27 protein-coding genes are annotated in these 25,749 nt (G+C 59.8%); 20 read left to right on the top strand and 7 right to left on the bottom strand.

The genetic code is table 11. The features are described from left to right. The first annotated feature begins 65 nt into the window (after positions 1-65). Both ACSJLU_RS17375 and ACSJLU_RS17370 read left to right on the top strand, forming a co-directional pair. Positions 66-1,061: a DMT family transporter gene (locus ACSJLU_RS17375; protein ID WP_197819236.1), complete on the top strand. Its 996-nt coding sequence runs from the start codon at positions 66-68 to the stop codon at positions 1,059-1,061. A 156-nt stretch (positions 1,062-1,217) separates the two neighbouring features. After that, entirely contained in the window at positions 1,218-1,850 is a 633-nt protein-coding gene (locus ACSJLU_RS17370) for a CatB-related O-acetyltransferase (protein ID WP_025303702.1), read from the top strand. Between the two features lie 112 nt (positions 1,851-1,962). Here ACSJLU_RS17370 and ACSJLU_RS17365 read toward each other — a convergent pair whose 3' ends face one another. The 4 genes from ACSJLU_RS17365 to ACSJLU_RS17350 form a co-directional block, all read right to left on the bottom strand. Beyond that, complete coding sequence (locus ACSJLU_RS17365) at positions 1,963-2,760, bottom strand: MrpH family fimbial adhesin (RefSeq protein WP_144334739.1); 798 nt, start codon at positions 2,758-2,760, stop codon at positions 1,963-1,965. A 515-nt stretch (positions 2,761-3,275) separates the two neighbouring features. After that, complete coding sequence (locus tag ACSJLU_RS17360; protein WP_016926872.1) at positions 3,276-4,793, bottom strand: tripartite tricarboxylate transporter permease; 1,518 nt, start codon at positions 4,791-4,793, stop codon at positions 3,276-3,278. An 11-nt stretch (positions 4,794-4,804) separates the two neighbouring features. Further along, on the bottom strand, positions 4,805-5,236 hold the full coding sequence (locus ACSJLU_RS17355; RefSeq protein WP_049203701.1) for a tripartite tricarboxylate transporter TctB family protein: 432 nt from the start codon (positions 5,234-5,236) through the stop codon (positions 4,805-4,807). Positions 5,237-5,251: 15 nt separating this feature from the next. After that, positions 5,252-6,232 carry a Bug family tripartite tricarboxylate transporter substrate binding protein gene (locus ACSJLU_RS17350; protein WP_025303700.1) on the bottom strand — a complete coding sequence of 327 codons (981 nt, stop codon included), beginning with the start codon at positions 6,230-6,232 and terminating at the stop codon, positions 5,252-5,254. A gap of 275 nt (positions 6,233-6,507) precedes the next feature. Here ACSJLU_RS17350 and ACSJLU_RS17345 point away from each other — a divergent pair, with 275 nt between their 5' ends. The 3 genes from ACSJLU_RS17345 to ACSJLU_RS17335 all read left to right on the top strand — a co-directional run bounded on the left by ACSJLU_RS17345 (position 6,508) and on the right by ACSJLU_RS17335 (position 9,084). After that, entirely contained in the window at positions 6,508-6,837 is a 330-nt protein-coding gene (locus ACSJLU_RS17345) for a hypothetical protein (protein ID WP_380824476.1), read from the top strand. A gap of 167 nt (positions 6,838-7,004) precedes the next feature. Beyond that, entirely contained in the window at positions 7,005-7,679 is a 675-nt protein-coding gene (tctD, locus tag ACSJLU_RS17340; RefSeq protein ID WP_025303698.1) for a transcriptional regulator TctD, read from the top strand. Continuing rightward, complete coding sequence (locus tag ACSJLU_RS17335; RefSeq protein ID WP_141998582.1) at positions 7,666-9,084, top strand: sensor histidine kinase; 1,419 nt, start codon at positions 7,666-7,668, stop codon at positions 9,082-9,084. Before tctD ends, ACSJLU_RS17335 begins: the two co-directional genes overlap by 14 nt. On the opposite strand, the gene ACSJLU_RS17330 is transcribed toward ACSJLU_RS17335, so the two are convergent. Continuing rightward, the gene (locus tag ACSJLU_RS17330) at positions 9,081-10,001 is read right to left on the bottom strand and encodes a DMT family transporter (RefSeq protein WP_342096459.1); all 921 of its coding nucleotides are present in this window, start codon (positions 9,999-10,001) and stop codon (positions 9,081-9,083) included. The two genes, ACSJLU_RS17335 and ACSJLU_RS17330, sit on opposite strands and share 4 nt — an antisense overlap. A gap of 117 nt (positions 10,002-10,118) precedes the next feature. Here ACSJLU_RS17330 and ACSJLU_RS17325 point away from each other — a divergent pair, with 117 nt between their 5' ends. From ACSJLU_RS17325 to hisP, 15 genes are all read left to right on the top strand, one after another. Continuing rightward, positions 10,119-10,892 (top strand): AraC family transcriptional regulator, encoded by a 774-nt coding sequence (locus tag ACSJLU_RS17325; protein WP_025303695.1) that lies wholly within the window; start codon positions 10,119-10,121, stop codon positions 10,890-10,892. A 53-nt stretch (positions 10,893-10,945) separates the two neighbouring features. Further along, positions 10,946-12,067: a 4-phosphoerythronate dehydrogenase PdxB gene (gene pdxB / locus ACSJLU_RS17320; protein WP_043140127.1), complete on the top strand. Its 1,122-nt coding sequence runs from the start codon at positions 10,946-10,948 to the stop codon at positions 12,065-12,067. A 110-nt stretch (positions 12,068-12,177) separates the two neighbouring features. Further along, positions 12,178-13,188: an aspartate-semialdehyde dehydrogenase gene (locus ACSJLU_RS17315; RefSeq protein ID WP_025303693.1), complete on the top strand. Its 1,011-nt coding sequence runs from the start codon at positions 12,178-12,180 to the stop codon at positions 13,186-13,188. Beyond that, a complete protein-coding gene (gene truA / locus ACSJLU_RS17310) occupies positions 13,188-14,009 on the top strand; it encodes a tRNA pseudouridine(38-40) synthase TruA (protein WP_025303692.1) in 822 nt (273 codons plus the stop codon). Before ACSJLU_RS17315 ends, truA begins: the two co-directional genes overlap by 1 nt. Before the next feature lie 78 nt (positions 14,010-14,087). Then, complete coding sequence (locus ACSJLU_RS17305; protein ID WP_380824482.1) at positions 14,088-14,750, top strand: DedA family protein; 663 nt, start codon at positions 14,088-14,090, stop codon at positions 14,748-14,750. A 232-nt stretch (positions 14,751-14,982) separates the two neighbouring features. Further along, positions 14,983-15,891 (top strand): acetyl-CoA carboxylase, carboxyltransferase subunit beta, encoded by a 909-nt coding sequence (accD, locus tag ACSJLU_RS17300; protein ID WP_025303691.1) that lies wholly within the window; start codon positions 14,983-14,985, stop codon positions 15,889-15,891. A gap of 191 nt (positions 15,892-16,082) precedes the next feature. Beyond that, positions 16,083-17,348, top strand: coding sequence for a bifunctional tetrahydrofolate synthase/dihydrofolate synthase (folC, locus tag ACSJLU_RS17295; protein ID WP_043140120.1), 1,266 nt, complete (start codon positions 16,083-16,085; stop codon positions 17,346-17,348). After that, on the top strand, positions 17,349-18,086 hold the full coding sequence (gene dedD, locus ACSJLU_RS17290) for a cell division protein DedD (RefSeq protein WP_089196117.1): 738 nt from the start codon (positions 17,349-17,351) through the stop codon (positions 18,084-18,086). 234 nt (positions 18,087-18,320) lie between these two features. Continuing rightward, positions 18,321-18,821: a colicin V production protein gene (gene cvpA / locus ACSJLU_RS17285; RefSeq protein ID WP_004936119.1), complete on the top strand. Its 501-nt coding sequence runs from the start codon at positions 18,321-18,323 to the stop codon at positions 18,819-18,821. Between the two features lie 21 nt (positions 18,822-18,842). Beyond that, positions 18,843-20,360, top strand: coding sequence for an amidophosphoribosyltransferase (purF, locus tag ACSJLU_RS17280; RefSeq protein WP_025303688.1), 1,518 nt, complete (start codon positions 18,843-18,845; stop codon positions 20,358-20,360). A 131-nt stretch (positions 20,361-20,491) separates the two neighbouring features. Continuing rightward, entirely contained in the window at positions 20,492-21,064 is a 573-nt protein-coding gene (locus ACSJLU_RS17275; RefSeq protein ID WP_019453741.1) for a UbiX family flavin prenyltransferase, read from the top strand. Between the two features lie 303 nt (positions 21,065-21,367). Continuing rightward, positions 21,368-22,150 (top strand): histidine ABC transporter substrate-binding protein HisJ, encoded by a 783-nt coding sequence (hisJ, locus tag ACSJLU_RS17270; protein ID WP_004936109.1) that lies wholly within the window; start codon positions 21,368-21,370, stop codon positions 22,148-22,150. 82 nt (positions 22,151-22,232) lie between these two features. After that, positions 22,233-22,919 (top strand): histidine ABC transporter permease HisQ, encoded by a 687-nt coding sequence (locus ACSJLU_RS17265; protein ID WP_025303686.1) that lies wholly within the window; start codon positions 22,233-22,235, stop codon positions 22,917-22,919. Further along, positions 22,916-23,620, top strand: a complete 705-nt coding sequence (locus tag ACSJLU_RS17260) for an ABC transporter permease (RefSeq protein WP_025303685.1) — start codon at positions 22,916-22,918, stop codon at positions 23,618-23,620. Before ACSJLU_RS17265 ends, ACSJLU_RS17260 begins: the two co-directional genes overlap by 4 nt. Positions 23,621-23,641: 21 nt before the next feature. Beyond that, the gene (gene hisP / locus ACSJLU_RS17255; RefSeq protein WP_004936098.1) at positions 23,642-24,415 is read left to right on the top strand and encodes a histidine ABC transporter ATP-binding protein HisP; all 774 of its coding nucleotides are present in this window, start codon (positions 23,642-23,644) and stop codon (positions 24,413-24,415) included. 7 nt (positions 24,416-24,422) lie between these two features. Here the strand turns inward: hisP and ACSJLU_RS17250 are convergent, their stop codons facing one another. Next, positions 24,423-25,337: a TIGR01777 family oxidoreductase gene (locus ACSJLU_RS17250; protein WP_043140109.1), complete on the bottom strand. Its 915-nt coding sequence runs from the start codon at positions 25,335-25,337 to the stop codon at positions 24,423-24,425. 16 nt (positions 25,338-25,353) lie between these two features. Next, the gene (folX, locus tag ACSJLU_RS17245) at positions 25,354-25,725 is read right to left on the bottom strand and encodes a dihydroneopterin triphosphate 2'-epimerase (RefSeq protein ID WP_025303682.1); all 372 of its coding nucleotides are present in this window, start codon (positions 25,723-25,725) and stop codon (positions 25,354-25,356) included. Between the last annotated feature and the right edge of the window lie 24 nt (positions 25,726-25,749).

The following is a 25,749-nucleotide window of genomic DNA, read 5'->3' as shown; positions in this document are numbered from 1 at the left end:
GAGAAAAAATGGCCGAGTTACACTCTGTGCCTGAGTATTTATGTCGCCATTTCTCCGAGGATCTCATGTCATTACCGTCAGGCGTTTCCGCCCGGCCTTTGCTGCCCGGCGCGCGTCTCTTTCAGGGCAGCCGCCAGGGTTACGTCATCGCCATTATCAGCGCCATGCTGCTGGCCTTTACCGCCATCATCATTCGCGCGCTGACCGAGTACTATCACCTGCCGACTTTCGTGCTGGCGTTCTGGCGCGCGGCGCTGGTGGCGCTGGTGCTGTTGCCGCTGCTGTTGGTGGTGAAACCGCAGTGGGCGCGCCTGCGCCGTGAACAGGTATTGTTCTACGCGCTTTACGGGCTGCTGCTGGCGCTGTTCAACAGCCTGTGGACGCTGTCGGTGGCGCTGAACGGCGCATCGGTGGCGACCATTCTGACCTACTGCTCGGTGGGCTTTACCGTGTTCCTCGGCTGGGTGATGTACAGCGAACGCCTGACGCTGCGCCAACTGCTGGTGATCGCCATCAGCCTGGGCGGTTGTTTCCTGGTCAGCAACGGCGACAGCATGGGCAACCAGCACTTCGACTTGTTGGGGCTGCTGGTGGGGATGCTGTCGGGCATCGGCTATACCCTGTATACCCTCGGCGGGCGAGTGGCCAGCGAACGGGGCTATCCGGTGTGGAACACCATTTTGTACGTTTTCGGTTTTTCGGCACTGTATCAGCTGGTGTTCAACGCGGCGCTGACGGCGTTCCCGCTGGCGGCGTTCCACGGCATGGCCGGCTCTCTGTGGTTCCTGTCGCACGGCGCGCAGGGCATTCAGTGGAGCGGCTGGCTGTTGTTGCTGGCGCTGGCCGCCGGGCCGACGCTGCTGGGCTTCGGGCTGTACAATATCAGCCTGAAAACGCTGCCGCTGGCCGTAGCCAACCTGATCCTGTCGCTGGAACTGGTGTTCACCGCGGCGATCGCCTATTTCCTGCTGGGGGAGAGCATGAATCAGCTGCAGCTGCTGGGCAGCGCGCTGGTGATGGGCGGGGTGCTGCTGTTGAAAAGCAAGACCGCCGAGACGTGATCGGCTACCATTACGCCTCGCAAGAGAGGCGGTAATGATGAATAACCCGAGATTGAAACGAGCGCTTATCGCTTGAATGGCCGTGTTGAGTGAACGACAACACGGCCACAGACATTCCGTTCCGTGGCTTTTATTCCCGTAACAAGAGAATACGCCATGTCCGAAAAACACTGGTCTAAAACCGAGCTGCTGCATCAGACGGTGACCAACCCGAATATCATCGTCAAAGGCACCCACAGCTACTACAGCGACTGTTGGGATAACGGCTTCGAACGCTCGGTAGTGCGCTATCTGCACGGCGACGCGGTCAGCCGGCAATGGCAGCCGCTGGGTGACATAGATCGCTTGCTGATCGGCGATTATGTGTGCATCGCGGCCGAAGCGGTGATCCTGATGGGGGGCAATCACACCCACCGTATCGACTGGTTGAGCCTGTACCCCTTTATGGAAACCATCAAACGGGCGTACCGCCCCAAAGGCGACACCCGGCTGGGGGACGGTTGCTGGATTGGCATGCGGGCGATGTTGATGCCAGGGGTATCGATAGGCGAAGGGGCGATCGTCGCCGCTGGCAGCGTGGTGGCCGGCGATGTTGAGCCTTATGCCATCGTCGGCGGTAACCCGGCGAGGTTTATCCGTTGGCGATTCGCGCCGGAAATCATCGCGCGGTTGCTTGCGTTGCGCCTCTATGACTTGTCCGAGGCGGACTTTGCGGTGGTACAGCCTTTGCTGGTCGACAATGATATTGCGGCCGTAGAGCGGGCGATATGCAACATTAAGCGTTATTAAATGAAAAGGACGGGGTAATGACCCCGTCCGAGTGTGACTGAGATAATCGGGCCAAGTGTACCAGAAACTCTCCGACTGTTAATCCTCGCTCCACGGCAGCCGTATAACTGCATTATAGAAATGCAATGTATATAATAGCATTGCCTGAGAAAGGTCCTGGGTCTACGGTATTATTGGCTGTCAGTTTTGCTTTTAGATTGATATTTTTCTGTTGGCCGCCAGTCAAAGAATAATCCACGCCTGTCCATGCGGAGTTTCCATCTAAAAAAAGCGTCGAATAAAAATTTTTGGTGTTTCTGAAATAAATATTTCCATCGCCTAATGTAGATTGGGCATATATTTTTACCGTGCCTGACTGAGTGCATCCGATTGTTCCATAAATCGTTCTCTCCATCCCGGAAATCTCGTCCTGCGAAAGCGTACCAAAATCTATCACAGGAGGGAGATTCACATCACAAGATTGGTTTTGGGGAGGCAATTTGCCGCAAACAGAATTAGGCCATAAAAACGCCCCCCCGGCTAGTGATGGCGTATGTACATAAAAAAGCCCAACGCAACTGGCATCCCTACCGTTCACCAGGTAGGGTCGCGAGGTCCATGGAATGCCAAAGGAGTTTTTCCAGGCGATCTCTATTTCTTTTGCGGTTCTATATTTTTCAATTCGAAGACAATTTTTAGAGTCTATACATGAGCCATGTAGCCCAGGATTTCGGGTACTGTATTTGACATCAGGGCCAATAAAACAAGACGACCATCCATAACAAGGATTGAGATCGGAAGGGTTCTCATCCCACGCAACCAACGATTGAACAACCGTTAGGTTAACAAAAGATACGGGAAGCATATATGCGCCAGCTATAGCTTGTTGAGATAATAAAAATGTGCAGCAAAAAATAAATATTATAAACATTATAACTCCTGATTTTATATTTATCTTCCCTATTGATTGTCATCTATAATGCCGCCCATGTTTTGGTGGATTTATAGAGAATATCGGCATCACATTATCATGTGTCTGAGTGAACAGCAATAATTTGGGTTCTCGAATTAGCTGGTTGATTTAGTCTGGGTTTTTATTTTTATGATTAAATAAAAAGTATAATTAATGACAATGTAATAGCTCAGGTTACTTTCTTCACTCTCTCCGTCAATAACGATATAAAAGGGTCACGTAGAGTGTGTGTGGGGGGAGGAGGAGGGGCCAAATGTAGTGGCAAAAATTGATAGCCGTTATCAGGTTAAAAAACGGTATCAAAAAGGTAACGGACATCTGTAATGGATCAATCGCGGACAACAAAAGTTTTTGCGTGTTTAGACATGAAAAATCCAGAGTCAAAAGTCTGGCTCTGGATTTTTTCTCTGGTCGGCTTATTCAAGCTCTCTCAAACGATCGGCATCAGAGATCATAACACCGCCCGTTTCGCATTACTCGGCCTTGGCCTCGGCCGCCGGTTGGCGGCGTTTACGCATCAGGCGCAGCAGCGGCGGCAGCGCCAGTACCGCGACCGCCAGCACCAGCAGCGTTTGCGCGATGCTGCTGCTCCACAGGATGCCGAATTCGCCGTTGCTGATCGACAGCGCGCGGCGCAGGTTCTGCTCCAGCATCTCACCCAGCACGAAGCCCAGAATCAGCGGCGACATCGGGAAGTGCATTTTCCGCAGGATATAGCCGAACACGCCCAACCCCACCATCAACAGCAGGTCGAAGGTGGTGCTGTGCACCGCATAAACCCCCACCGCGGAAACTGCGGCGATCGCCGGCACCAGGAACCACAGCGGAATGGTCAGCATGCGGGTGAACAGGCCGACCAGCGGCAGGTTCATGATCAGCAGAATGACGTTAGCGATCAGCAGTGCGGCGATCAGCCCCCAGACGATATCCGGCTGTTCGGTGAACATCGCCGGGCCGGGGGTGATGTTGTACAGCGTCAGCGCCCCCATCATCACCGCCGTGGTGCCGGAACCCGGCACCCCCAGCGTCAGCATCGGAATGAATGAGCCGCAGGCCGAGGCGTTGTTGGCCGCTTCCGGCGCCGCTACGCCGCGGATGTCGCCCTTGCCGAAGGTGTCGCTGTTACCGCTGATTTTCTTCTCGGTCATGTAGGTCAACGCGCTGGCGATGGTGGCGCCGGCGCCCGGCAGAATGCCGACGAAGAAACCGATCACCGACGAGCGCAGGGTCGGGCCTGCGCACTGCGCCGCCTCTTTGCGGTTGAACAGCAACCGGCCGGTTTTACGCACCAGCTTTTGCCCGGCGCTGGTGCTTTCCAGCATCAGCAGGATTTCGCTGACCGAGAACAGGCCGATCACCACCACGATAAACTGCACGCCGTCGGAGAGGTGCACACTGTCGAAGGTAAAGCGGTAAACGCCGGTGTTGGCGTCGACGCCCACCGTCGCCAGCCCCAGGCCGATCAGCGCCGCCAGCAGCGATTTCAGCGGGTTCTGGCTCATCATGCTGCCGAGGCAGGCGATGGCGAACACCATCAGGGCGAAATACTCCGCCGGGCCGAAGGCCAGCGACCAGCGGGCCAGCAGCGGCGCGAACAGGATGATGCCGCCGATGGCGATCATCGATCCGACGAACGAACTGACCGCCGAGATGGACAGCGCCACGCCGGCGCGCCCCTGCTGCGCCATCGGGTAGCCGTCCAGCGCGGTCATGATCGCCGCCGCGTCGCCCGGCACGTTGAGCAGAATCGACGAGATGCGGCCGCCGTACTCGCAGCCGATATACACCGTCGCCAGCAGGATTAGCGCCGATTCGGCCGGCAGCTTGAGGGCAAATGCCAGCGGCAGCAGGATCGCCACGCCGTTGATCGGCCCGAGGCCCGGCAGCAGGCCGACGATGGTGCCGACGAAGCAGCCGATCAGGGCGATAATCAGGTTCTGCGGCACCAGTGCCACTTCGAACCCTTGGGTCAAATACATCCAGGTATCCATCATCGCTCCCGTTAGCTCAGCCAGATGCCGAGCGGCAGTGTGACATCGAGAAGTTGGTCAAAGGCGTAGTACAGCGCTGCGCCCATGACGACGCCGGAGAGGGCCGCCGCCGGCAGGCTGGCCTGAAACAACAGGCCGATGCTGAACGTCAGCAGCGCGGTCGCCAGTGGAAAGCCCAGCCATTCAAAGCCCCAGGCATACAGCACCAGGGTGATCACCAGCACCAGCAGCCGCTGCAGCACCTTGTGGTGCGGCCATTCCACCGCCTGTGGGCGGCGCAGCAACAACAGGGCCGCGCACAGCGCCATCAGGCTGAGGATCGCCAGCGGGAAAGGGCGCGGCCCCAGCGGTTCATAGCTGTATTCGCTTTGAATGCCCCAGCCGATGAACAGCCCGCCGATACACAGCAGCAGCCAAAAGCCGGCAAAAATACGATCGCTCATGGTTTTCCCCTGCGGTTATTTGGCCAGGCCGAACACTTTCGCCTGCTCACGGTATTGGGCAACCTGATTCTTCACGTAGGCGTCCAGCTCTTTGCCGGTCATGTTGAATTCGAACAGGCCGCGCAGATCGCGTTGCTGCTTGAATTCATCGGTCGCCATCATTTTCTGGAAGGTGTCGATCCACCACTGATACTCTTCATCGCTGACTTTCGGCCCGACGTAGAAGCCGCGAATGATCGGCCACACCAGGCTGTACCCCTGTTCTTTGGCGGTTGGAATGTCGGCCAACTGGCCAGGCAAACGTTGTTCGGCATACACCGCCAGCACGCGGATTTTGTCGCCCTGCAGGTAAGGCACCATCTCGCTCAGATCACCGGAAACTGCCTGAATATGATTGCCCAACAGCGCGGTGACCGGCTCGCCGCCGCCTTCGAACGCCACGTAGCGCATCTTGCGCGGATCCACGCCGACTTCGCGCGCCAGCAGCGCAGTTTTCATCCAGTCCTGGCTGCCGATGGAGGCGCCGGCGCCGAACACCACGCTGTTGGGATCTTTTTGGAAGGCGTCCATCAGGTCTTTCAGAGTCTTGTAAGGCGAGTCGGCGCGCACCGCGATCATGCCGTAGTCGGTTCCGACCGCCGCCAGCCATTTCACGTCGTCCACGTTATAGCGGCCGAACTTGCCCTGGGCCAGATTGAGCAGCGAGCCGCCGGAGAAGGCCACCACGGTGCCGAACTCCGCCGGGCGCTGCGCGACGATGGCGTTGTAGGCCACCGCGCCGACGCCGCCGGGCATATAGGTGACGCGCATCGGTTTATCGATGGCCTTGGTGTCCTGCAACGACACCTGAATCAGCTTGCAGGTCAGATCGAAGCCGCCGCCGGGCTTGGCCGGCGCAATACATTCGGTGCGTTTGGGCGCTTCCACGGCAAAGGCCTGAGAGGCTGCCAGCAACAGTGCGGCGGCGGTAAAGGTACGGGTCATTATTTTTTTCATTGTGGCTTGCCCTCGGTATTGTTCTGGTTGTGAATCCCGCAGAGCGCGGTTGCAGGATTGTTAAAACAACAACCTTTCATTTACCTTTCAGTGGCCGGAAAAGTTTCCAGTCTGTGATTAGGGTCTCTTGTCGCCAGTGAATCACGGGTGCGCTACCATAGAAATGCGGGCAGGAACAGGGCGCAAAACCGGCCAAAATCCTGCGTAATATCAGGTTTGCCGTTCTGCTTTCGCGATAAAATCATGATCAGTGAAATGAATAGAGACGCAGTGATATGTTTTCGTTAGGGAAATTATTTGGTGGTAGGGACAGCTCCAAAGTATGCGCGATTAAACGGTTGCCTGAGGTCTATGCGGAGATGGTCGGTGAAACCGGGCAGTGCCGTTTGAAGCGACTGCGTGCCGACGTTGGCGTGTTTGAACTGCATTTCGTCAACGCCGACGGTGAAAAGTATGCCTGCCAGATGACCGCCTGCGTGACCGGCATCGATCTGGTATTTGCCGTCAACAATCGCTCCGTGCTGGTTTCTTCGCCGTTTACCGCCGACAAGCTGCGCCCGGTACTGGACATTGCCGTGGCCGATAGCCCCATTCCGCTGATCTGACATCGTCCTGCGATCGCGCTCTATACGCATAATTGTGTGCCAGCTCCCAAAACTGGCGGCGCGGCGCTCTTTTATCCCCTTATTTTCCATGCCATTCTCTGTTATCGACCTGTTAACAAGCGCGATATTGGCGCCAGGTTGTTCAGATAAATCAATGGAATGGGAACATGCGACTGTTATTGGTTGAAGATCACCCCGAGCTGTCTCACTGGTTGCAAAAGGCGCTGACCGGCGCCGGCTTTGCCGTCGACGTCGCCCCGGACGGCGTGGCAGCGGATCACCTGCTGCTCAACGAACGCTATGCGCTCGCGGTGCTGGATGTGGCGCTGCCGCGTATGAACGGTCTGGATTTGCTGGCGCGCCTGCGCAAGCGCGGGCAGGATCTGCCGGTGCTGCTGCTGACGGCGCGCACCGACGTGGCCGACCGGGTAAAAGGCCTGAATCTGGGGGCGGACGATTACCTCACCAAGCCGTTCGAACTGGACGAGCTGGAAGCGCGTATTCGGGCGCTGCTGCGCCGCAGCGTCGGCGCCCCGCAGCCGGCGTTGCAGTACGGCGCGTTGACCTATCACGACGAAGGCTATTTTCTGCTGGAGAGCAAACCGCTGGCGCTGACGCCGCGTGAGCTGGCGGTGTTGACCGCGTTGATGCACCGGCGCGGCCGCCCGGTGGCCAAGCAACAGCTGTTCGAGCAGGTATTTACGTTGTCCGACGAGGCCAATCCGGAGAGCATCGAGCTTTACGTACACCGCCTGCGGAAAAAGCTGCAGGGCAGCGACGTGGCGATCGTCACGCTGCGTGGCCTGGGTTACAGCCTGGAGCTGTGCGATGCGGTGGTTTAACGCGCCGCGTTCGCTGTTCTATCAACTGCTATTGTTTTTTGGCCTGCCGCTGCTGGCGTTGGGCGGCATCTCTATCTACACCCACTATTTCAGCGCCATGAGCGCCGCCACCCTGGCTTACGATCGCACGCTGCTGGCGTCGGCGCGCACCGTAGCGGAGCGACTGGTGGTGCGCGAAGGCAAGCTGGCGGTTGATGTGCCCTATGTGGTGCTCGACAGCTTCGAGCGCAACATGAACGATCAGCTGTATTACGAGGTGATCTCGCCGCAGGGGAAAAGCATCTCGGGCTATGACGATTTGCCGCCTTTGCCGCCCCATATCCCGCGTTCCACGCTCTACCCGGCGCTGGTGCATTTTTACGATGCGGAATACCTCGGCAGGCCGATCCGCGTGGCGGCGCTGTTTCAACCGGTCAACGAGTCGGGCGTGAGCGGCATGGCGACCATTCTGGTGGCGGAAACCCTGGAGTCGCGCCGTTACCTGGCGCGGCAGATGATGATCGCGGCGCTGCTGAGCCAGGGCACGGTGGTGGCGTTAACCCTGATCCTGGCGTTCGCATTGCTCAAGCGGGTGTTGAAGCCGATGCGTAAGCTCTCCGGTATCATGCTGCGGCGCGATCCGGGCGAGCTGACGCCATTGCCGCGGGTATTGCCATGGTCGGAGATGCAGCCGCTGCTGGTGGCGTTTAATCGTTACATCGAACGGCTGCGGCTGATGGTGGCACGTCAGGAGCGCTTCAGCGCCGACGCTTCGCACCAACTGCGCACGCCGCTGGCGGTGTTGAAGACTCAGGTTGGGGTAGCGCTGGCCAGTGACCGGCCGCAGCAGTGGCGCGAAAGCCTGCAGGCGATGAGCGCGACGCTGGATAATACCGTGTCGCTGACCGACCGCCTGCTGCATCTTTCACGCCTGAAGGCCAGCGAGCACCAGGCCGATCGTAAGTTGCAACCGGTCAACCTGGCGCAGGTGCTGCGCGACGCCTGCTTTTCCCGCTTGCCGCAGGCGCGCAGTAAACAGATCGATCTCGGGTTCGAAGGCGAGGCGGCGTGTCAGGTGGCGGGGGAGCCGCTGCTGTTGGCCGAGCTGTGCGCCAACCTGCTGGACAACGCGCTGAAATACACGCCGCATCAGGGCGTGGTGACCGCGCGCCTCACGCAGGATAAGGCAGCAGGGGTAGGCGTGCTGGAGATAGAAGACAGCGGCCCCGGCATCGCCTTGCAGGACAAGGCGCTGGCGCTGCAGCCGTTTCACCGGCTGGACAACGTGGGCGATCAGCCGGGCGCCGGATTGGGACTGGCGTTGGTGAAAGACATCACCGCGTATCACGGCACCCGCCCGGAGCTGTTGAGCTCCGCCGCGCTGGGCGGCCTGTTGGTGCGGGTGCGTTTCAGGCTGCTGCCTTAAGCCTGTTCTTTGCAGGACTCTGCGTTGGCCGCCGGGGCTTTGGCTTTACGCGTCAGCGGCGTGCGCAGCCGCTGCGACAGGATAACGCCCAGCAGGGTAATGCCGCCGCCGATCAGGTGGTAACCGTGCAACTGCTCATGCAGGAACAGCACGGCGATAGCGGCGGTAAACACCGGTGCCAGGTTCATGAAGATCGAGGCGGTGTTGGCGCCCAGGCGCATCACGCCCTGGATCCACAGGAACGGGGCGATGATCGAAGCCGGAATGCCGGCGAACAGCACCAGCGGCAGGTTATGGCCGTTCAAGCCGACATCCTCCGCCATCAGGAAATTAGGCAGCAGCAACAGCACGCCGAACAGGATCTGCACATACAGCGATTGCCAGTTCGGCAGCGCGATGGCCCAGCGTTTGGTCAACACGCCATACAGCGCGTAAGAGGCGGTGGCGAGCAGCATCATTAATTCCCCCTTGCCAATACCGTGCTGCAGCAGCACGCCGGGCTGACCGCCGCTGACCAGCCAGATCAGGCCGCAGAAGGAGAGTATGCTGCCGAGCAGCACGCCGACGGTCGGCGCAATGCGCAGCAGAACGATGCTGATCAGGATGGTCAGCAGCGGGATCAGCGACACGATGATGCCCATAAACAGCGCGCTGACGCTGTGCGCGGCGTAATAGGCCAGGCTTTGGTACAGCACCATGCCCAGCAGGCCGAGGATCATCAGCTTCCACCAGTTGGCGCGCACGTGCGCCCAGTTGCGCAGCACGCCCGGCAGCACGAACGGCGTGAGGGCAATCAGCGCCAGCAGCCAGCGGTAGAGCGAGATGGCCGCCGGATCGATGGCGGTGGCGGAGAGTTTGCTGACGACGGCATTAATCGACCAAATCAGCACGGCCAACAGCGGGAAGAGCATATTCATGATAATTATTCTCAATAACGTCCAACATGCTGGCTAGTCTACGCGTGTCCGGTTTATCATATATAGTGATATCCAGACAAAAATCGGCGTAAACAAGACAAATCACGGGACGAAACCATGCCAGAAATCCGCCATTTCCCCGAGTCGTTGATCCCGGCGCCCAACCCGGTACAGTTCCGCTGCGAGGAGTTCAACGCGCGCACCGAATTCCAGCCGCACAGCCACACCTGGGGTCAGTTGATGTGGGTTAAAGCCGGGGTGATGGTGCTGCGCATCGGCGGGCAGCGCTTTCTGGCGCCGCCGGAATTCGTGCTGTGGGCGCCGGCCGGCATCGAACACTCCTGCTATAACCAGCGGCTGGCGCAGTGCCGCATGGTGGACATCACGCCGGCGCTGTGCACCGGCATGCCGGCCGACCCCTGTCTGGTGAGCGTAACGCCGATATTCCGCGCCATCGCCGAGGATTTCTATGCGCGCAAGCAGTACATTCCGCAGGCGGAGGCGGATTTGCGTCTCTGCCAGGTGCTGATCGATCAGCTGCGCCTGTCGCCGCGCCAGCAAACCTATCTGCCGTCGTCGGACGACAAGTTCTTGGCGCCGGTGCTGGAAGCATTGGAGCATTGTCCGGCGGACAACACCTCGCTGGCGGCGTGGGCGGCTCGGGTCTACACCACCGAGCGCACGCTGTCGCGACGCTGCCAACAGGATCTGGGCATGTCGTTCAGCGAATGGCGCCAGCGCCTGCGGTTCCTGCATGCCGTCTCCCTGCTCGAGCAGGGCAAGACCGTGCAGGACGTGGCGTTAGACGTCGGCTACAGCTCCGCGTCGGCCTTTATCGTCATGTTCCAGCAGATCGCCGGCACTACCCCTGAGCGCTTTCGCCGTGCCTGATTCAGTGGCACACTATTTCGCAGACAAATAGCCGTAAACCGTCGGAGAACGCAGTGAAAATTCTGGTTGATGAAAATATGCCGTACGCGGCCGAGCTGTTCAGCCGCCTGGGCGAGGTGCAGGCGGTACCGGGCCGCCCGATCCCGCTCGAGGCGCTGGCGGATGCCGATGCGCTGATGGTGCGTTCGGTCACCAAGGTCAATGAAGCCTTGTTGGCCGGCAGCCATATCGACTTTGTCGGCACCGCCACCGCCGGCACCGATCACGTCGATGAAGCCTGGCTGCAACGTCAGGGCATCGGCTTTTCCGCCGCGCCGGGCTGCAACGCTATCGCGGTGGTCGAGTATGTGTTCTCTGCCTTGATGCTGCTGGCCGAACGCGACGGCTTCCACCTGCGGGATAAAACCGTCGGCATCGTCGGCGTGGGCAACGTTGGTTCCCGTCTGGATGCTCGCCTCAAAGCGCTGGGCGTGCGCACGCTGCTGTGCGATCCGCCGCGTGCCGATCGCGGCGACGCCGGGGAGTTCTGGCCGTTGGAGAAGCTGGTGGCCGAGGCCGACGTGCTGACCTTCCATACGCCGCTGAATAAATCCGGCCCATACCATTCGCTGCATCTGGCGGACGCCGAGCTGTTGGCGGCCCTGCCTGACAACCGCATTCTGATCAACGCCTGCCGCGGGCCGGTGGTGGATAACGCCGCCTTGCTGCAGGCGCTGGAAAAGGGCAAAAAGCTGAGCACGGTGCTGGACGTGTGGGAACCGGAGCCGGATCTCGCCTTACCGCTGCTGGCGCGGGTGGATATCGGTACCGCGCACATCGCTGGGTATACGCTGGAAGGCAAGGCGCGCGGCACCACCCAGGTGTTCGAGGCGTTCAGCCGCCATCTGGGGCAGCCGCAACAGGTGGCGCTGGCCTCGCTGTTGCCGGTGCCGGAGTTCAGCCAGATCCGCCTCAATGGGCCGCTGGATGAAGCGCGGTTAAAACGATTGATGCACTTGGTGTATGATGTGCGCCGCGATGATGCGCCGCTGCGCAAAGTCGCTGGGCAACCGGGCGAATTCGATCGCCTGCGCAAGCACTACCAGGAGCGCCGCGAGTGGTCTTCGCTGGCCGTGCAATGCGATGACAGCGCCAGCGCCGAGCTGCTCGGCAAGCTGGGCTTTAGCCTGGCGTAGCGCGTAAGGTTGTCTTAAGCCAACGCCGCTACAGTGAGCGGTAAAGATTATCGGGCGGTGATTGCACTGCCCGTCTGCTTTTATGAATGAAATACTCTGGAGAAAACCCGATGTCTGACGGCTGGAATATCGCGCTGCTCGGCGCCACTGGCGCGGTAGGTGAAGCGTTGCTGGAATTGTTGCAGGAACGCCAGTTCCCGGTGGGTGAGCTCTATCCTCTGGCAAGCGAACGCAGTGCGGGCGCCAATGTGCGCTTCAACGGCAAGTCTCTTCTGGTGCAGAACGCCGAAGAGTTCGACTGGTCGCAGGCCCAACTGGCCTTCTTCGTCGCCGGCAGCGACGCTTCCGCTCGCTATGCCGAAGAGGCCGGCAACATGGGCTGCCTGGTGATCGACACCAGCGGTCTGTTCGCCATGGAGCCGGATGTGCCGCTGGTGGTACCGGGTGTTAACCCGCAGGTGCTGGCGGATTACCGCAACCGCAATATCGTCGCGGTGGCCGACAGCATGGTCAGCCAACTGCTGACGGCGATCAAACCGCTGACCGAACAGGCGGGGCTCTCGCGTCTGCACGTTACCACGCTGATGTCGGTATCCTCGCGCGGCAAGGCCGCGGTGGACGATCTGGCCGGCCAGAGCGCGCGCCTGCTGAACGGCATTCCTGCCGAGGAAGGCGTCTTCGCTAAACAGCTGGCGTTTAACCTGCTGCCGCTCGTTGCCGACGAGCAGGGCAGCGTGCGCGAAGAGCGTCTGATCGTCGATCAGGTGCGCAAGGTGCTGCAGGACGAAGGATTGCCGATTTCGGTGAGCTGCGTTCAGTCGCCGGTGTTTTACGGCCATGCGCAGGTGGTGCACCTGGAAGCGCTGCGCCCGCTGTCCGCCGAAGAGGCGCGCAGCGAGCTTGAAGAAGTCGAGGACATTCAGCTGAGCGAAGAGGACGATTACCCGACTCAGGTGACCGAAGCCTCCGGCAGCGATGCGCTCAGCATCGGTTGCCTGCGTAACGATTACGGCATCCCCGAGCTGCTGCAGTTCTGGACGGTGGCGGACAACGTGCGCTTCGGCGGCGCGTTAATGGCGATCGAAACCGCCGAGCGTCTGGTGCAGGAGCAGATGTACTGATGTCAGAGGTGGTCTCGCCCGCTCAGCCGACGCTGAAGGTAGCGCTGGGCATCGAATATGACGGCAGCCGGTACTACGGCTGGCAGCGGCAGCAAGAAGTGGCCAGCGTGCAGGAGCGCCTTGAGCAGGCGTTGAGCAAGGTGGCGGATGCGCCGATCAACGTGCTGTGCGCCGGGCGCACCGACGCCGGGGTGCACGCCACCGGGCAGGTGGTGCATTTCGAAACCACCGCGCGTCGCAAGGACGCCGCCTGGACGATGGGCGTGAACACCCATTTGCCGCCGGACATCGCGGTGCGCTGGGTGAGCCCCGTCGCCGACGATTTTCACGCGCGTTTCAGCGCTACCGCGCGCCGTTACCGCTATATTATTTTCAACCATCGCTACCGGCCGGCGGTGTTGCAACAGGGGGTGACGCACTTTTATCACCCGCTGGATGCCGATCGCATGCACCGGGCGGCGCAGGCGCTGCTGGGCGAGAATGACTTCACCTCGTTCCGCGCGGTGCAGTGTCAGTCGCGCACCCCGTGGCGCTGCGTAAAACACGTTAAGGTTACGCGCTACGGCGAATATATTGTGGTAGATATCAAGGCGAATGCCTTTGTGCATCACATGGTTCGCAATATCGTCGGCAGCCTGATGGAGATCGGCTGCGGCAATCAGGATGAGAACTGGATGGCCGAGTTGCTGGCGCTGAAGGATCGCAATCTGGCGGCGGCGACGGCGCGAGCCGAGGGGCTGTATCTGGTTGCCGTGGACTATCCCGATCATTTTGGTCTACCGCGGCCGCCGATGGGGCCGCTGTTTTTGCCCGACGATTAAACGCCGGCACGCCTGAAAGCGTCGCTCCCTTGTGCTTCTGCCGGGTGATTGAAACACCCGGTATCAATGAGAGAATTTATGGACATCATCAAGTTTATTATTGATTTCATTTTGCATATTGATGTGCACCTGGCCGAGCTGGTCGCACAATACGGCATGTGGATCTACGCTATTCTGTTCCTGATCTTGTTTTGCGAAACCGGCCTGGTGGTGACGCCGTTCCTGCCGGGGGATTCTTTGCTGTTTGTCGCCGGCGCGCTGGCGGCGTTGCCGACCAACGATCTCAACGTGCACACCATGGTGGCGTTGATGGCCGTAGCGGCGATCATTGGCGATGCGGTGAACTACACTATCGGGCGGTTGTTCGGCGAGAAGCTGTTCAGCAACCCGAACTCGAAAATTTTCCGCCGTAGCTACCTGGACAAGACGCATCAGTTCTATGAGAAGCACGGTGGGAAAACGATTATTCTGGCGCGATTCGTGCCGATCGTGCGTACTTTTGCGCCGTTCGTCGCCGGCATGGGGCATATGTCCTATCGCCACTTCGCCGCCTACAACGTGATTGGTGCACTGGTTTGGGTGCTGCTCTTCACTTATGCTGGCTACCTGTTCGGCGATCTGCCGGTGGTGCAGGAGAACCTGAAACTGTTGATCGTCGGGATCATCATCGTTTCGATTCTGCCGGGCGTGATTGAAATTTGGCGTCACAAGCGCGCGGCCGCCCGCCAGCAAAAACAGTAAAAACATCGCTTAACCTGTCGGTTCGACCAGTTTTTTGTCCACAGCGCCGGGCCGATATGGTTTAATGAGCGACATTATGGTCTGTTCCTGCGAACAACCCTGAAGCCGATGCCTCAGTCGCCGCGCTTGCCGCGCCGCGAACGGGCATTTTTTCATTGGGGTGTTTTCAGGGGGATTGTTAAAGCATGAACAGCGGACTGGCGTGTGCCAGGTTCAAACAGAAAGGTCATCGATGAGCTGGATTGAACGAATTCTTAACAAGAGCAATATCACACAAACCCGTAAGGCGAGCATTCCTGAAGGGGTCTGGACCAAATGCGACAGCTGCGGCCAGGTTCTCTACCGCGCCGAGCTGGAGCGTAATCTGGAAGTGTGTCCGAAGTGCGACCACCACATGCGTATGGGCGCGCGCGCGCGTCTGCATACCCTGCTGGACGAAGGCAGTGAAGTGGAGCTGGGCAGCGATCTGGAGCCGAAGGACGTTCTGAAATTCAAGGATTCCAAGCGCTATAAAGATCGTCTGGTCGCCGCACAGAAAGCGACCGGCGAGAAAGATGCGCTGGTGGTGATGAAGGGCACGCTGTACGGTATGCCGATCGTCGCCGCATCCTTCGAATTCGCTTTCATCGGCGGCTCAATGTCTTCCGTGGTCGGCGCGCGTTTCGTGCGTGCGGTTGAGCAGGCGCTGGAGGACAACTGTCCACTAGTGTGCTTCTCCGCCAGCGGCGGCGCGCGCATGCAGGAAGCGCTGATGTCGCTGATGCAGATGGCGAAAACCAGCGCGGCGTTGGCTAAGATGCAGGAGCGCGGCTTGCCGTACATCTCCGTGCTGACCGACCCGACCATGGGCGGCGTCTCTGCCAGCCTGGCGATGCTGGGCGACATCAATATCGCCGAGCCGAAAGCGTTGATCGGCTTTGCCGGCCCGCGCGTCATCGAGCAGACCGTGCGCGAGAAACTGCCGCCTGGCTTCCAGCGCAGCGAGTTCCTGATCGAAAAAGGCGCGATCGACATGATTGTTCGCCGTCCGGAGATGCGCCAAACGTTGGCGAGCATTCTGTCCAAGCTGACCAACCAACCGCAGCCGCATTTCGATGAGGCCGCGCCGGTCATTGAGCCGGAGCCGCAGGCCGACGCCTGAGGCAAAGACAGATCCCGCCCGGGTTCAGCCGCCACTTTGTGGCTAAGTGACGGCTGATGCCCGTTCCCTGCCGGCCGTGGCCTATCGCGCCATGGTTTGCGGGTTGGCGGCGGTTACGAAGCGCATCGCCTTTACCGCGGTGAGGGTGGTGCCCTGATGGATTAATGAACCCAAGTTCAGTGACGGGACTCATGCAAAACCACCAAATTCCCCAAGCCACGTCGCCATTGAGCTCGTGGCTTTACTATCTGGAACGTCTGCACAGCCAGGCGATCGAACTCGGTCTTGAGCGCGTACAGCGCGTCGCGGCGCATCTGGATTTACTGACCCCCGCTCCTACGGTGTTCACCGTTGCCGGCACCAACGGCAAAGGCACGACCTGTCGTACCCTCGAAGCCATTCTGCTGGCCGCTGGCCTGCGCGTCGGCGTCTACAGTTCGCCGCATCTGGTGCGCTATACCGAACGCGTGCGCATTCAGGGGGAAGAGCTGAGCGAAGCAGAGCATAGCCGCTCGTTCGCCGCCATTGAAGCCGGCCGCGGCGAAACGTCGCTGACCTATTTCGAATTCGGCACCCTGTCGGCGCTGCAGCTGTTCAAACAGGCGCGGCTCGACGTGGTGATCCTGGAAGTGGGCCTGGGCGGGCGTCTCGACGCCACCAATATCGTCGATCCGAGCGTGGCGGTGATCACCAGCATTGCGCTCGATCATACCGACTGGCTGGGCAACGATCGCGAAAGCATCGGCCGTGAAAAGGCCGGTATTTTCCGCAGCGGCAAGCCGGCGGTGGTGGGCGAACCCGACATGCCGGACAGCATTCGCCAGGTCGCCGAAACGCTGGGCGCACCGCTGTATCGCCGCGGTGAAGCCTGGAGCTTCAGCGAGCAGGGCGATCGCTGGCAGTGGCAGGGCGGCGACACGCAGCTGACCGATCTGCCGACGCCGAACGTACCGCTGGCCAACGCCGCTACCGCGCTGGCGGCGCTGAACTGTTCCCCGCTGGAAATCGACGAACGCGCGATCTTCACCGGGCTGCAGCAGGCGACGCTGCCGGGGCGTTTCCAGATCGTGCGGCGGGAGCCGATGCTGATCCTCGACGTGGCACACAACCCGCACGCCGCCGGCTATCTGGCCGGGCGTCTGGCCAAGCTGCCGCGCGACGGCGGCAAGGTACGCGCGGTGGTGGGCATGCTGTCCGACAAGGACATCGCCGGCACGCTGGCCTGCCTCAGCGAGCAGGTGGATGAATGGTACTGCGCACCGCTCGACGGACCGCGCGGTGCCAGCGTCGAACAGCTGGCGCAGCATCTGACGGAACCGCGCCGCTTTAATGATGTCGAAACTGCCTGGCGGCAGGCTATGCAGGATGCTGATAAACAGGATATTGTGATCGTCTGTGGATCGTTCCACACCGTGGCGCAGGTGATGGCGGCGTTAGACGAGATGCGGGGAGTGTGAGTGGCGAGTAAATTTCAGAACCGACTGGTTGGAACCGTGATTCTGGTGGCGCTGGGGGTAATCATCCTGCCAGGGTTGCTGGACGGCAAAAAGAAGCATTACGAGGATGAGTTCGCGGCCATTCCATTGGTGCCGAAGGCGGGCGACGTCGAAGAGAACGACGTGCTGCCGCCGGTGACGCAGCCGTTGCCGGCGCAGCCGCCGGAAGGGGCGGGCGCGCTGGTCGAGCAGCAGGCGGCCAACGAAGCGGCGGCGCAACAGGCGGTGCGGCAGAGCGCTCAGCAACCGACGCAGGTGGCGCCGCCGCCGGTCGAGACGCGTCCTCAGCCGGTGCAGCAGCCTAAGCCGAAGCCGGTGGAAACCAAACCGGTGGAAGTGAAACCAAAACCGGTACCGCAGCCGAAGCCGGTGGAGGTGAAACCGGTGCCGAAGCCGGAACCGACGCCGAAACCAGAACCGGCGCCGCAGCCAAAACCGGCGGAAGAAAAAGCGCCGGCCGGGCAAGCCTATGTCGTGCAGCTCGGGGCGCTGAAGAACGCCGCCAAGGCGAACGAGATTGTCGCTTCGCTGCGTCTCTCGGGCTATCGCGCCTTTACCGTGCCGTCAACGCCGGTGCAAGGGCAGATCACCCGCATCTACGTTGGCCCGGACGCTTCCAAGCAGAAGCTGCAGGCGGCGCTGCCGTCGCTGAACTCGATCAGCGGGCTGAGCGGGCAGGTGAAGCCGTACGGCCGTTAAACCCCGCGGGGGCGCAGCAGGATGCGCCCCTGAATTCAGGAGTGGTGGAGAGAAAGCGAGAGAAACCGCGCCTTTTACAGGCGAAATCACCTATGTAGGCGCGGCGATTGGGAATTTTTTAATCGCCGCTTTTTATTTGTAACGTGGTAGGAAATCCCCTACGCAAACGTTTTCTTTTTCTGTTAGAATTCGCCGCGAATTGGATGCAGGGGCGATTCATCATTGGAATAGTTCATGGTCTGGATTGATTACGTCATTATAGCGGTGATTGGATTTTCGGCTCTGGTGAGCCTGATCCGAGGGTTTGTTCGCGAAGCATTGTCACTTGTGACATGGGGATGTGCGTTTTTTGTTGCCAGCCATTTCTACTCTTACCTTGCGGTCTATTTCACTCGTTTTGAAGATGAACTGGTGCGAAACGGCATCGCGATCGCGATTTTGTTCATCGCGACCCTGATCGTAGGGGCTATTGTTAACTATGTGATTAGCTCACTGGTAGAGAAAACCGGGTTGTCGGGCACCGACCGGGTGCTGGGCATCTGCTTCGGCGCACTGCGCGGCGTGTTGATTGTCGCGGCGATCCTGTTCTTCCTGGATACCTTTACCGGCTTTTCACAAAGTGCCGACTGGAAACAGTCGCAGCTGATCCCCCAGTTCAGTTACGTCATCAGGTGGTTCTTTGACTACCTGCAGAGCACGTCGAGTTTCTTGCCGACCCAATTGCCGGGGCGGTAGCGCTGATGAGGAAAAGACAACATGTGCGGTATTGTCGGTATCGCCGGTTTCATGCCGGTAAACCAGTCGATTTATGATGCGCTGACGGTGCTTCAGCACCGTGGCCAGGATGCCGCAGGCATCGTCACCATTGACGCCCACAACGGGTTCCGTTTGCGTAAAGCCAACGGCCTGGTGAAGGATGTGTTTGAGGCGCGCCATATGCAACGCTTGCAGGGCAACATGGGCATTGGCCATGTGCGTTACCCGACGGCCGGCAGCTCGAGCGCCTCTGAGGCCCAGCCTTTCTACGTCAACTCGCCGTTCGGCATTACGCTGGCCCACAACGGCAACCTGACCAACGCCCATGAGCTGCGCCAAAAGCTGTTCGAAAGCGGCCGCCGCCATGTCAACACCACCTCCGACTCGGAAATCCTGCTGAACGTGCTGGCCAGCGAGCTGGATCGCTTCCCGCACTATCCGCTGGAAGCCGACAACATCTTTACCGCGGTCGCCGCTATGCATCAGCAACTGCGCGGCGCTTACGCCTGCGTGGCGATGATCATCGGCCATGGCCTGCTGGCGTTCCGCGATCCCAACGGTATTCGTCCGCTGGTGATCGGCAAGCGCACGCTGGAGGATGGCCGCAGCGAGTACATGGTGGCTTCCGAGAGCGTGGCGCTGGATACCCTGGGCTTTGAGTTCCTGCGCGACGTGGCGCCGGGCGAAGCGGTGTACATCACCACCAAGGGCCAGCTGTTCACCCGCCAGTGCGCAGAGAACCCGAAAACCAACCCGTGCCTGTTCGAATATGTTTATTTTGCGCGCCCAGACTCCTTTATGGACAAGATCTCGGTCTACAGCGCCCGCGTGCGCATGGGCCAGAAGCTGGGTGAGAAGATCGCCCGCGAGTGGGAAGATCTGGATATCGACGTGGTGATCCCGATTCCTGAAACTTCCTGCGATATCGCGCTGGAGATCGCGCGTATTCTCGAGAAGCCATACCGCCAGGGCTTCGTGAAAAACCGCTACGTTGGCCGCACCTTTATCATGCCGGGCCAGCAGGCGCGTCGCCAGTCGGTACGCCGCAAGCTGAACGCCAACCGTGCCGAGTTCCGCGACAAGAACGTGCTGCTGGTGGATGACTCCATCGTGCGCGGCACGACCTCTGAGCAAATCGTCGAGATGGCGCGCGAAGCGGGCGCCAAGCGCGTGTATCTGGCTTCCGCCGCGCCGGAAGTGCGTTTCCCTAACGTCTACGGCATCGACATGCCGAGCGCCAACGAACTGATCGCCCACGGGCGTGAAGTGGATGAAATCCGTCAGATTATCGGCGCCGACGGGCTGATCTTCCAGGACCTCGACGATCTGATCGAAGCGGTGCGCGAAGAGAACCCGGACATCATCCAGTTCGAATGCTCGGTCTTCAATGGTATCTACGTGACCAAAGACGTTGACCAAAGCTATCTGGAATACCTGGAGTCGCTGCGCAGCGACGATGCCAAGGCGATGCGGGTGCAAACCGAAGCGGAAAATCTGGAACTGCACAACGAAGGCTAACGGTCTGCGTTGATCCCTCAAGGTGCATCGCCGCGTCTGCGGCGGTGCACCTTGTTCCTCTGACTTGCTTATCCCTCGCCATTGCGGCAAAGTCTGCCTGATCTTACTTTTTACGGCAGAGGCCATTCTTCATGAAACGACTCATCATCGGCATTTCCGGCGCCAGCGGCGCTATCTACGGCGTGCGCCTGTTACAGGTTTTGCGCGACGTCGCAGAGGTGGAAACCCATCTGGTGATGAGTAATGCTGCACGGCAGACGCTGGCGCTGGAAACGCCGTACAGCCTGCGTGAAGTGCAGGCGCTGGCCGACGTGGTGCACGATGCGCGCGACATCGCCGCCGGCATCTCCTCGGGCTCTTTCAAAACGTTGGGCATGGCGATCCTGCCTTGTTCGATCAAAACCCTGTCTGGCATCGTTAACAGCTACAGTGACGGATTGCTGACCCGCGCCGCCGACGTGGTGCTCAAAGAGCGCCGCCGTTTGGTCTTGTGCGTGCGTGAAACGCCGTTGCATCTTGGTCATTTGCGGCTGATGACGCAGGCGGCGGAGATGGGCGCGGTGATCATGCCGCCGGTGCCGGCGTTTTACCACCAGCCGAAAAGCGTGGAAGACATCATCGATCAAACCGTCAATCGGGTGATCGACCAGTTTGATATCGAATTGCCGACCGATCTGTTCACCCGCTGGCAGGGTGCTAATTAACAGTTTTATCCCTAAATTGGTACATTTGTGCAACACCGCACTGAATTGGGGCGGAGTATGCACCATAATGATCCCACTTCATCACGCTCACTGTTTCATGGTGCCGCCTTATTGCGGTTGCCAGTGGCGCGGCCCCAACCGGCCGATTTAATTTTGCGGTTATCGTCCCAGGAAACAGTATTGTGAAGGCCGGAGCCGTTCCCTCCGCCCGTAGCACCTAATGTGGCACGATTACTGCAAATTGATTTGGTGGGGAAAGTAATGCCCGTAGTGGCATCAAAAAAATCAATTTGAGGGTAATTTATGAAAAAGCGGGTTTTGATTTTGCCGTTAGTTCTGGCTTTGAGCGCCGCCAGCAGCGCCTTTGCCGCCATTCCTTCCACGCTGAAGATTGGCACCGATCCGACTTACGCACCGTTTGAATCCAAAAACGCCAAAGGCGAATTGGTTGGCTTTGACATTGATTTGGCCAAAGAGCTGTGCAAACGCATCAATACCCAATGCACCTTCGTGGAGAGCGACTTCGACGCGCTGATCCCCTCCCTCAAGGCGAAGAAAATCGACGCCATCATCTCTTCGCTGTCCATCACTGAAAAACGCCAGCAGGAAATCGCCTTTACCGACAAGCTGTATGCCGCCAACGCGCGTCTGATCGCGCCGAAAGGGTCCAAGCTGTTGCCTACCGTGGACGCTCTGAAAGGCAAGAGCGTGGGCGTGCTGCAGGGCACCACCCAGGAAGCCTACGCCAACGCCATGTGGCAGCCGAAGGGCATCACCGTCGTGCCTTACCAGAACCAGGATCTGGTTTACGCCGATCTGGCTTCCGGCCGTATTGACGCCGCCTTCCAGGATGAAGTGGCGGGCAGCGACGGCTTCCTGAAACAGCCGCCGGGCAAAGACTATGCGTTCGCCGGCGAATCGGTGAAGGATGACAAGTTCTTCGGCGTCGGCACCGGCATGGGGCTGCGCAAGACCGATACCGAGCTGAAAGCGGCGCTGGACAAAGCCTTCGCCGAGATGCGCAAAGACGGCACCTACGACAAATACGCGAAAAAGTACTTCGACTTTGACGTCTACGGCGGGTAATCCGCTTACCGTTCCATGCTGTGACTGCGGGGCCGGCGTGCCGGCCCCGATGGTTCGGATCCTAGACCACAGGGTGAAGTAGATGCTGCAAGGCTATTCCCAACTGATTTTCGAGGGGGCTCTGGTGACGTTGGAGCTGGCCCTCAGTTCCGTGTTGCTGGCGGTGGTGATCGGCCTGATCGGCGCCGGTGGCAAACTGTCTCATAACCCCTTTATCTCCGGTCTGTTCGGCGCCTATACCACGCTGATCCGCGGCGTGCCCGATCTGGTGCTGATGCTGCTGATCTTTTACGGCCTGCAAATCGCGCTGAACAACATCACCACGCTGCTCGGCTTCTCGCAGATCGATATCGATCCGCTCGGCGCCGGTATCATTACCCTCGGCTTTATCTACGGTGCTTACTTCACTGAGACCTTCCGCGGCGCCTATCTGGCGGTGCCGAAAGGGCAGATCGAAGCGGCGACGGCCTACGGCTTCAGCGGCGCGCAGATCTTTCGGCGCATTCTGTTCCCGGCGATGATGCGTTTCGCTTTGCCGGGCATCGGCAACAACTGGCAGGTGATCCTGAAGGCGACGGCGCTGGTGTCGATCCTCGGCCTGAACGACGTGGTGAAAGCCACGCAGCTGGCGGGGAAAGGCACCTATCAGCCGTTCTTCTTCGCCATCGTGGCCGGCGTGGTGTACCTGATCTTCACTACCGTTTCCAACGGCGTGCTGCTGTGGCTTGAACGGCGTTACTCACTGGGCGTCAAGAGGGCCGAGCTATGATCGAGATTTTGCAACAGTATTGGCAGTCGCTGCTGTGGAGCGACGGCTACCGTTTCACCGGCGTGGCAGTCACGCTGTGGCTGCTGATCGCCTCGGTGGTGATGGGCGGGCTGCTGGCGATCCCGATGGCGGTGGCGCGCGTCTCTTCCCTTCGCTGGGTGCGTTTCCCGGTGTGGCTTTACACCTATGTGTTTCGCGGTACGCCGCTGTACGTGCAGCTGCTGGTGTTCTACTCCGGCATGTACAGCCTCGAGATCGTGCGCGGCACCGAGTTTCTTAATGCGTTTTTCCGCAGCGGGCTTAACTGCACCATCCTGGCGCTGACGCTCAATACCTGCGCCTATACCACCGAGATCTTCGCCGGGGCGATCCGCGCGGTGCCGCACGGTGAAATCGAGGCCGCCAACGCCTACGGTTTCTCGCGCTTCAAGATGTATCGCTGCATCATTTTGCCTTCGGCACTGCGCACCGCGTTGCCGGCTTACAGCAACGAAGTGATCCTGATGCTGCACTCCACCGCGCTGGCGTTTACCGCCACCGTGCCGGATCTGCTGAAGATCGCGCGCGACATCAACGCCGCGACCTACCAGCCGTTCTACGCTTTCGGCATCGCGGCGGTGCTGTACCTGATCATCTCCTACGTGTTAATCAGCCTGTTCCGCAAAGCTGAAAAACGCTGGATGGCACACGTTAGTCACTGATAAATGACGGGAAGAAAAACCATGTCTGAGAATAAATTAGCCGTCACGGAACTGCACAAACGCTATGGCGACCACGAAGTGCTGAAAGGCGTCTCGCTGGCGGCCAACGCCGGGGATGTGATCAGCATCATCGGCTCCTCTGGCTCCGGCAAAAGCACCTTTCTGCGCTGCATCAACTTCCTCGAGAAGCCGAGCGAAGGCTCGATCAGCCTGAACAACGAAGATATTCGCATGGTGCGCGACAAGGACGGCCAGCTGAAAGTGTTCGACAAGAAGCAGCTGCAGCTGCTGCGCACCCGCCTGACCATGGTGTTCCAGCACTTTAACCTGTGGAGCCATATGACGGTGCTGGAGAACGTGATGGAGGCGCCGGTGCAGGTGCTGGGGCTGAGCAAGGCCGACGCGCATGAGCGCGCGGTGCGTTACCTGGATAAAGTGGGCATCGACGAGCGGGCGCGCGGCAAGTACCCGGTGCACCTGTCGGGTGGCCAGCAGCAGCGCGTCTCCATTGCTCGCGCATTGGCGATGGAGCCGGAGGTGCTGCTGTTTGACGAACCGACGTCGGCGCTGGATCCCGAGCTGGTGGGCGAGGTGCTGCGCATCATGCAGAAGCTGGCGGAGGAGGGAAAAACCATGGTGGTGGTGACGCACGAAATGGAATTTGCGCGCCACGTTTCCAACCACGTGATCTTCCTGCACAAAGGGTTGATCGAAGAGCAGGGGCCGCCGGCCGAGCTGTTCGGCAACCCCAAAAGCCCGCGCCTGCAGCAGTTCCTGTCCGGCGCGTTGAAGTAACCTCAGATCAGCGGGCTTCGGCCCGCTGATTAATCACGTCATCCAATGCCTGTTCCAATTCCAGATAGCGGAAGTGGAAGCCGGCCTCTTCCAGGCGCTTCGGCACCGCCCGCTGGCCGCCGAGCACCAGCACCGCCGCTTCCCCCATCAACAGCCGCATGGCGAACGCCGGCACCCGCAGAAACGCCGGGCGATCGAGCACGTTGGCCAATTGGGCGGCGAACTGCTCGTTGTGCACCGGGTAGGGCGCGACCATGTTAAACGGGCCGCTCAGCGTGGCGTGATCCAGTAGATAAATAATGCCGTTGACCATGTCGTCGAGATGGATCCACGGCAGATATTGGCGACCGTCGCCGATCGGGCCGCCCAGCCCGAAGCGGAACGGCGGCAGCATTTTGGCCAGCGCGCCGCCCTGTGGCGCCAGCACCACGCCGGTGCGCAGCAGGCAGACGCGGGTGGCATCGCTTTGCGCCTGCAGCGCCAGCGTTTCCCAGCGTTGACACAGCTGGTGGGTGAATTCGTCGTGCGGTGGCTCCTCTTCGGTCACCACCGCCTGCCCCTGATCGCCGTAGTAGCCGACGGCGGAACCGGAAATCAACACACCGGGCGGCGTGCTGCCGGCCTTGATCAGCTGCGCCAATCGTTCGGTCAGATCCCAACGGCTGCGGCACAGGCGCTCTTTCTGCTGTGCGCTCCAGCGCTTGTCGGCGATAGGTTCGCCGGCCAGGTTGATCACCGCGTCGAATTCATCCAGCGACTGCCGGTCGTCCAGCGTTTGCCAATAGTTCGGCCGATCGCCCAGCCGGGCTCGGGCTCGCCGCTCGTCTCGGGTCAACACCGTAATGTGGTGAGAAAGCGCCAGCAGCCTGGCCGTCAGACTGCTGCCTATCAATCCCGTTGCGCCGGTGATCAGGATCCGCATGGTCGACCTCCCTGAGTTAGTCCCGGCGGTAGCTCATGGTCATGGAAACCGAATCGGCGTAGCGCAGGGCCAGAAGTTTATCTATCTCCACTTCAGCATAGGTTACCCAGGCGTGTTCTTTTACGATGTCGAGCACATCCTGCGTTAATTTTTCCAGCAACGCGAAACGGTTATCTTCCACATGGCGGATGATCGCTTTGGTGATGGTGCGGTAGTTGAGTGCATCGGCGATGTCTTCGCTGTTGCGCGCTTTGTCCGCCGGGTAGTGGATCACCACGTTGATCAGGACGTCCTGTCGGTTGTTGATTTCCTCTTCCTTGATACCGATGAACGTGCGCAGCCGCAGATTTTTAATGCGAATAACGGCGTCGGGTTGACTGAAAGACATCAGAGATTCTCCATAGGTCTGATT

Source organism: Serratia bockelmannii (assembly GCF_051803255.1).
GTDB classification, from domain to species: domain Bacteria; phylum Pseudomonadota; class Gammaproteobacteria; order Enterobacterales; family Enterobacteriaceae; genus Serratia; species Serratia bockelmannii.
Note: the sequence above shows the minus strand (reverse complement) of the source record. Positions and strands in the feature narration are given on the sequence as shown.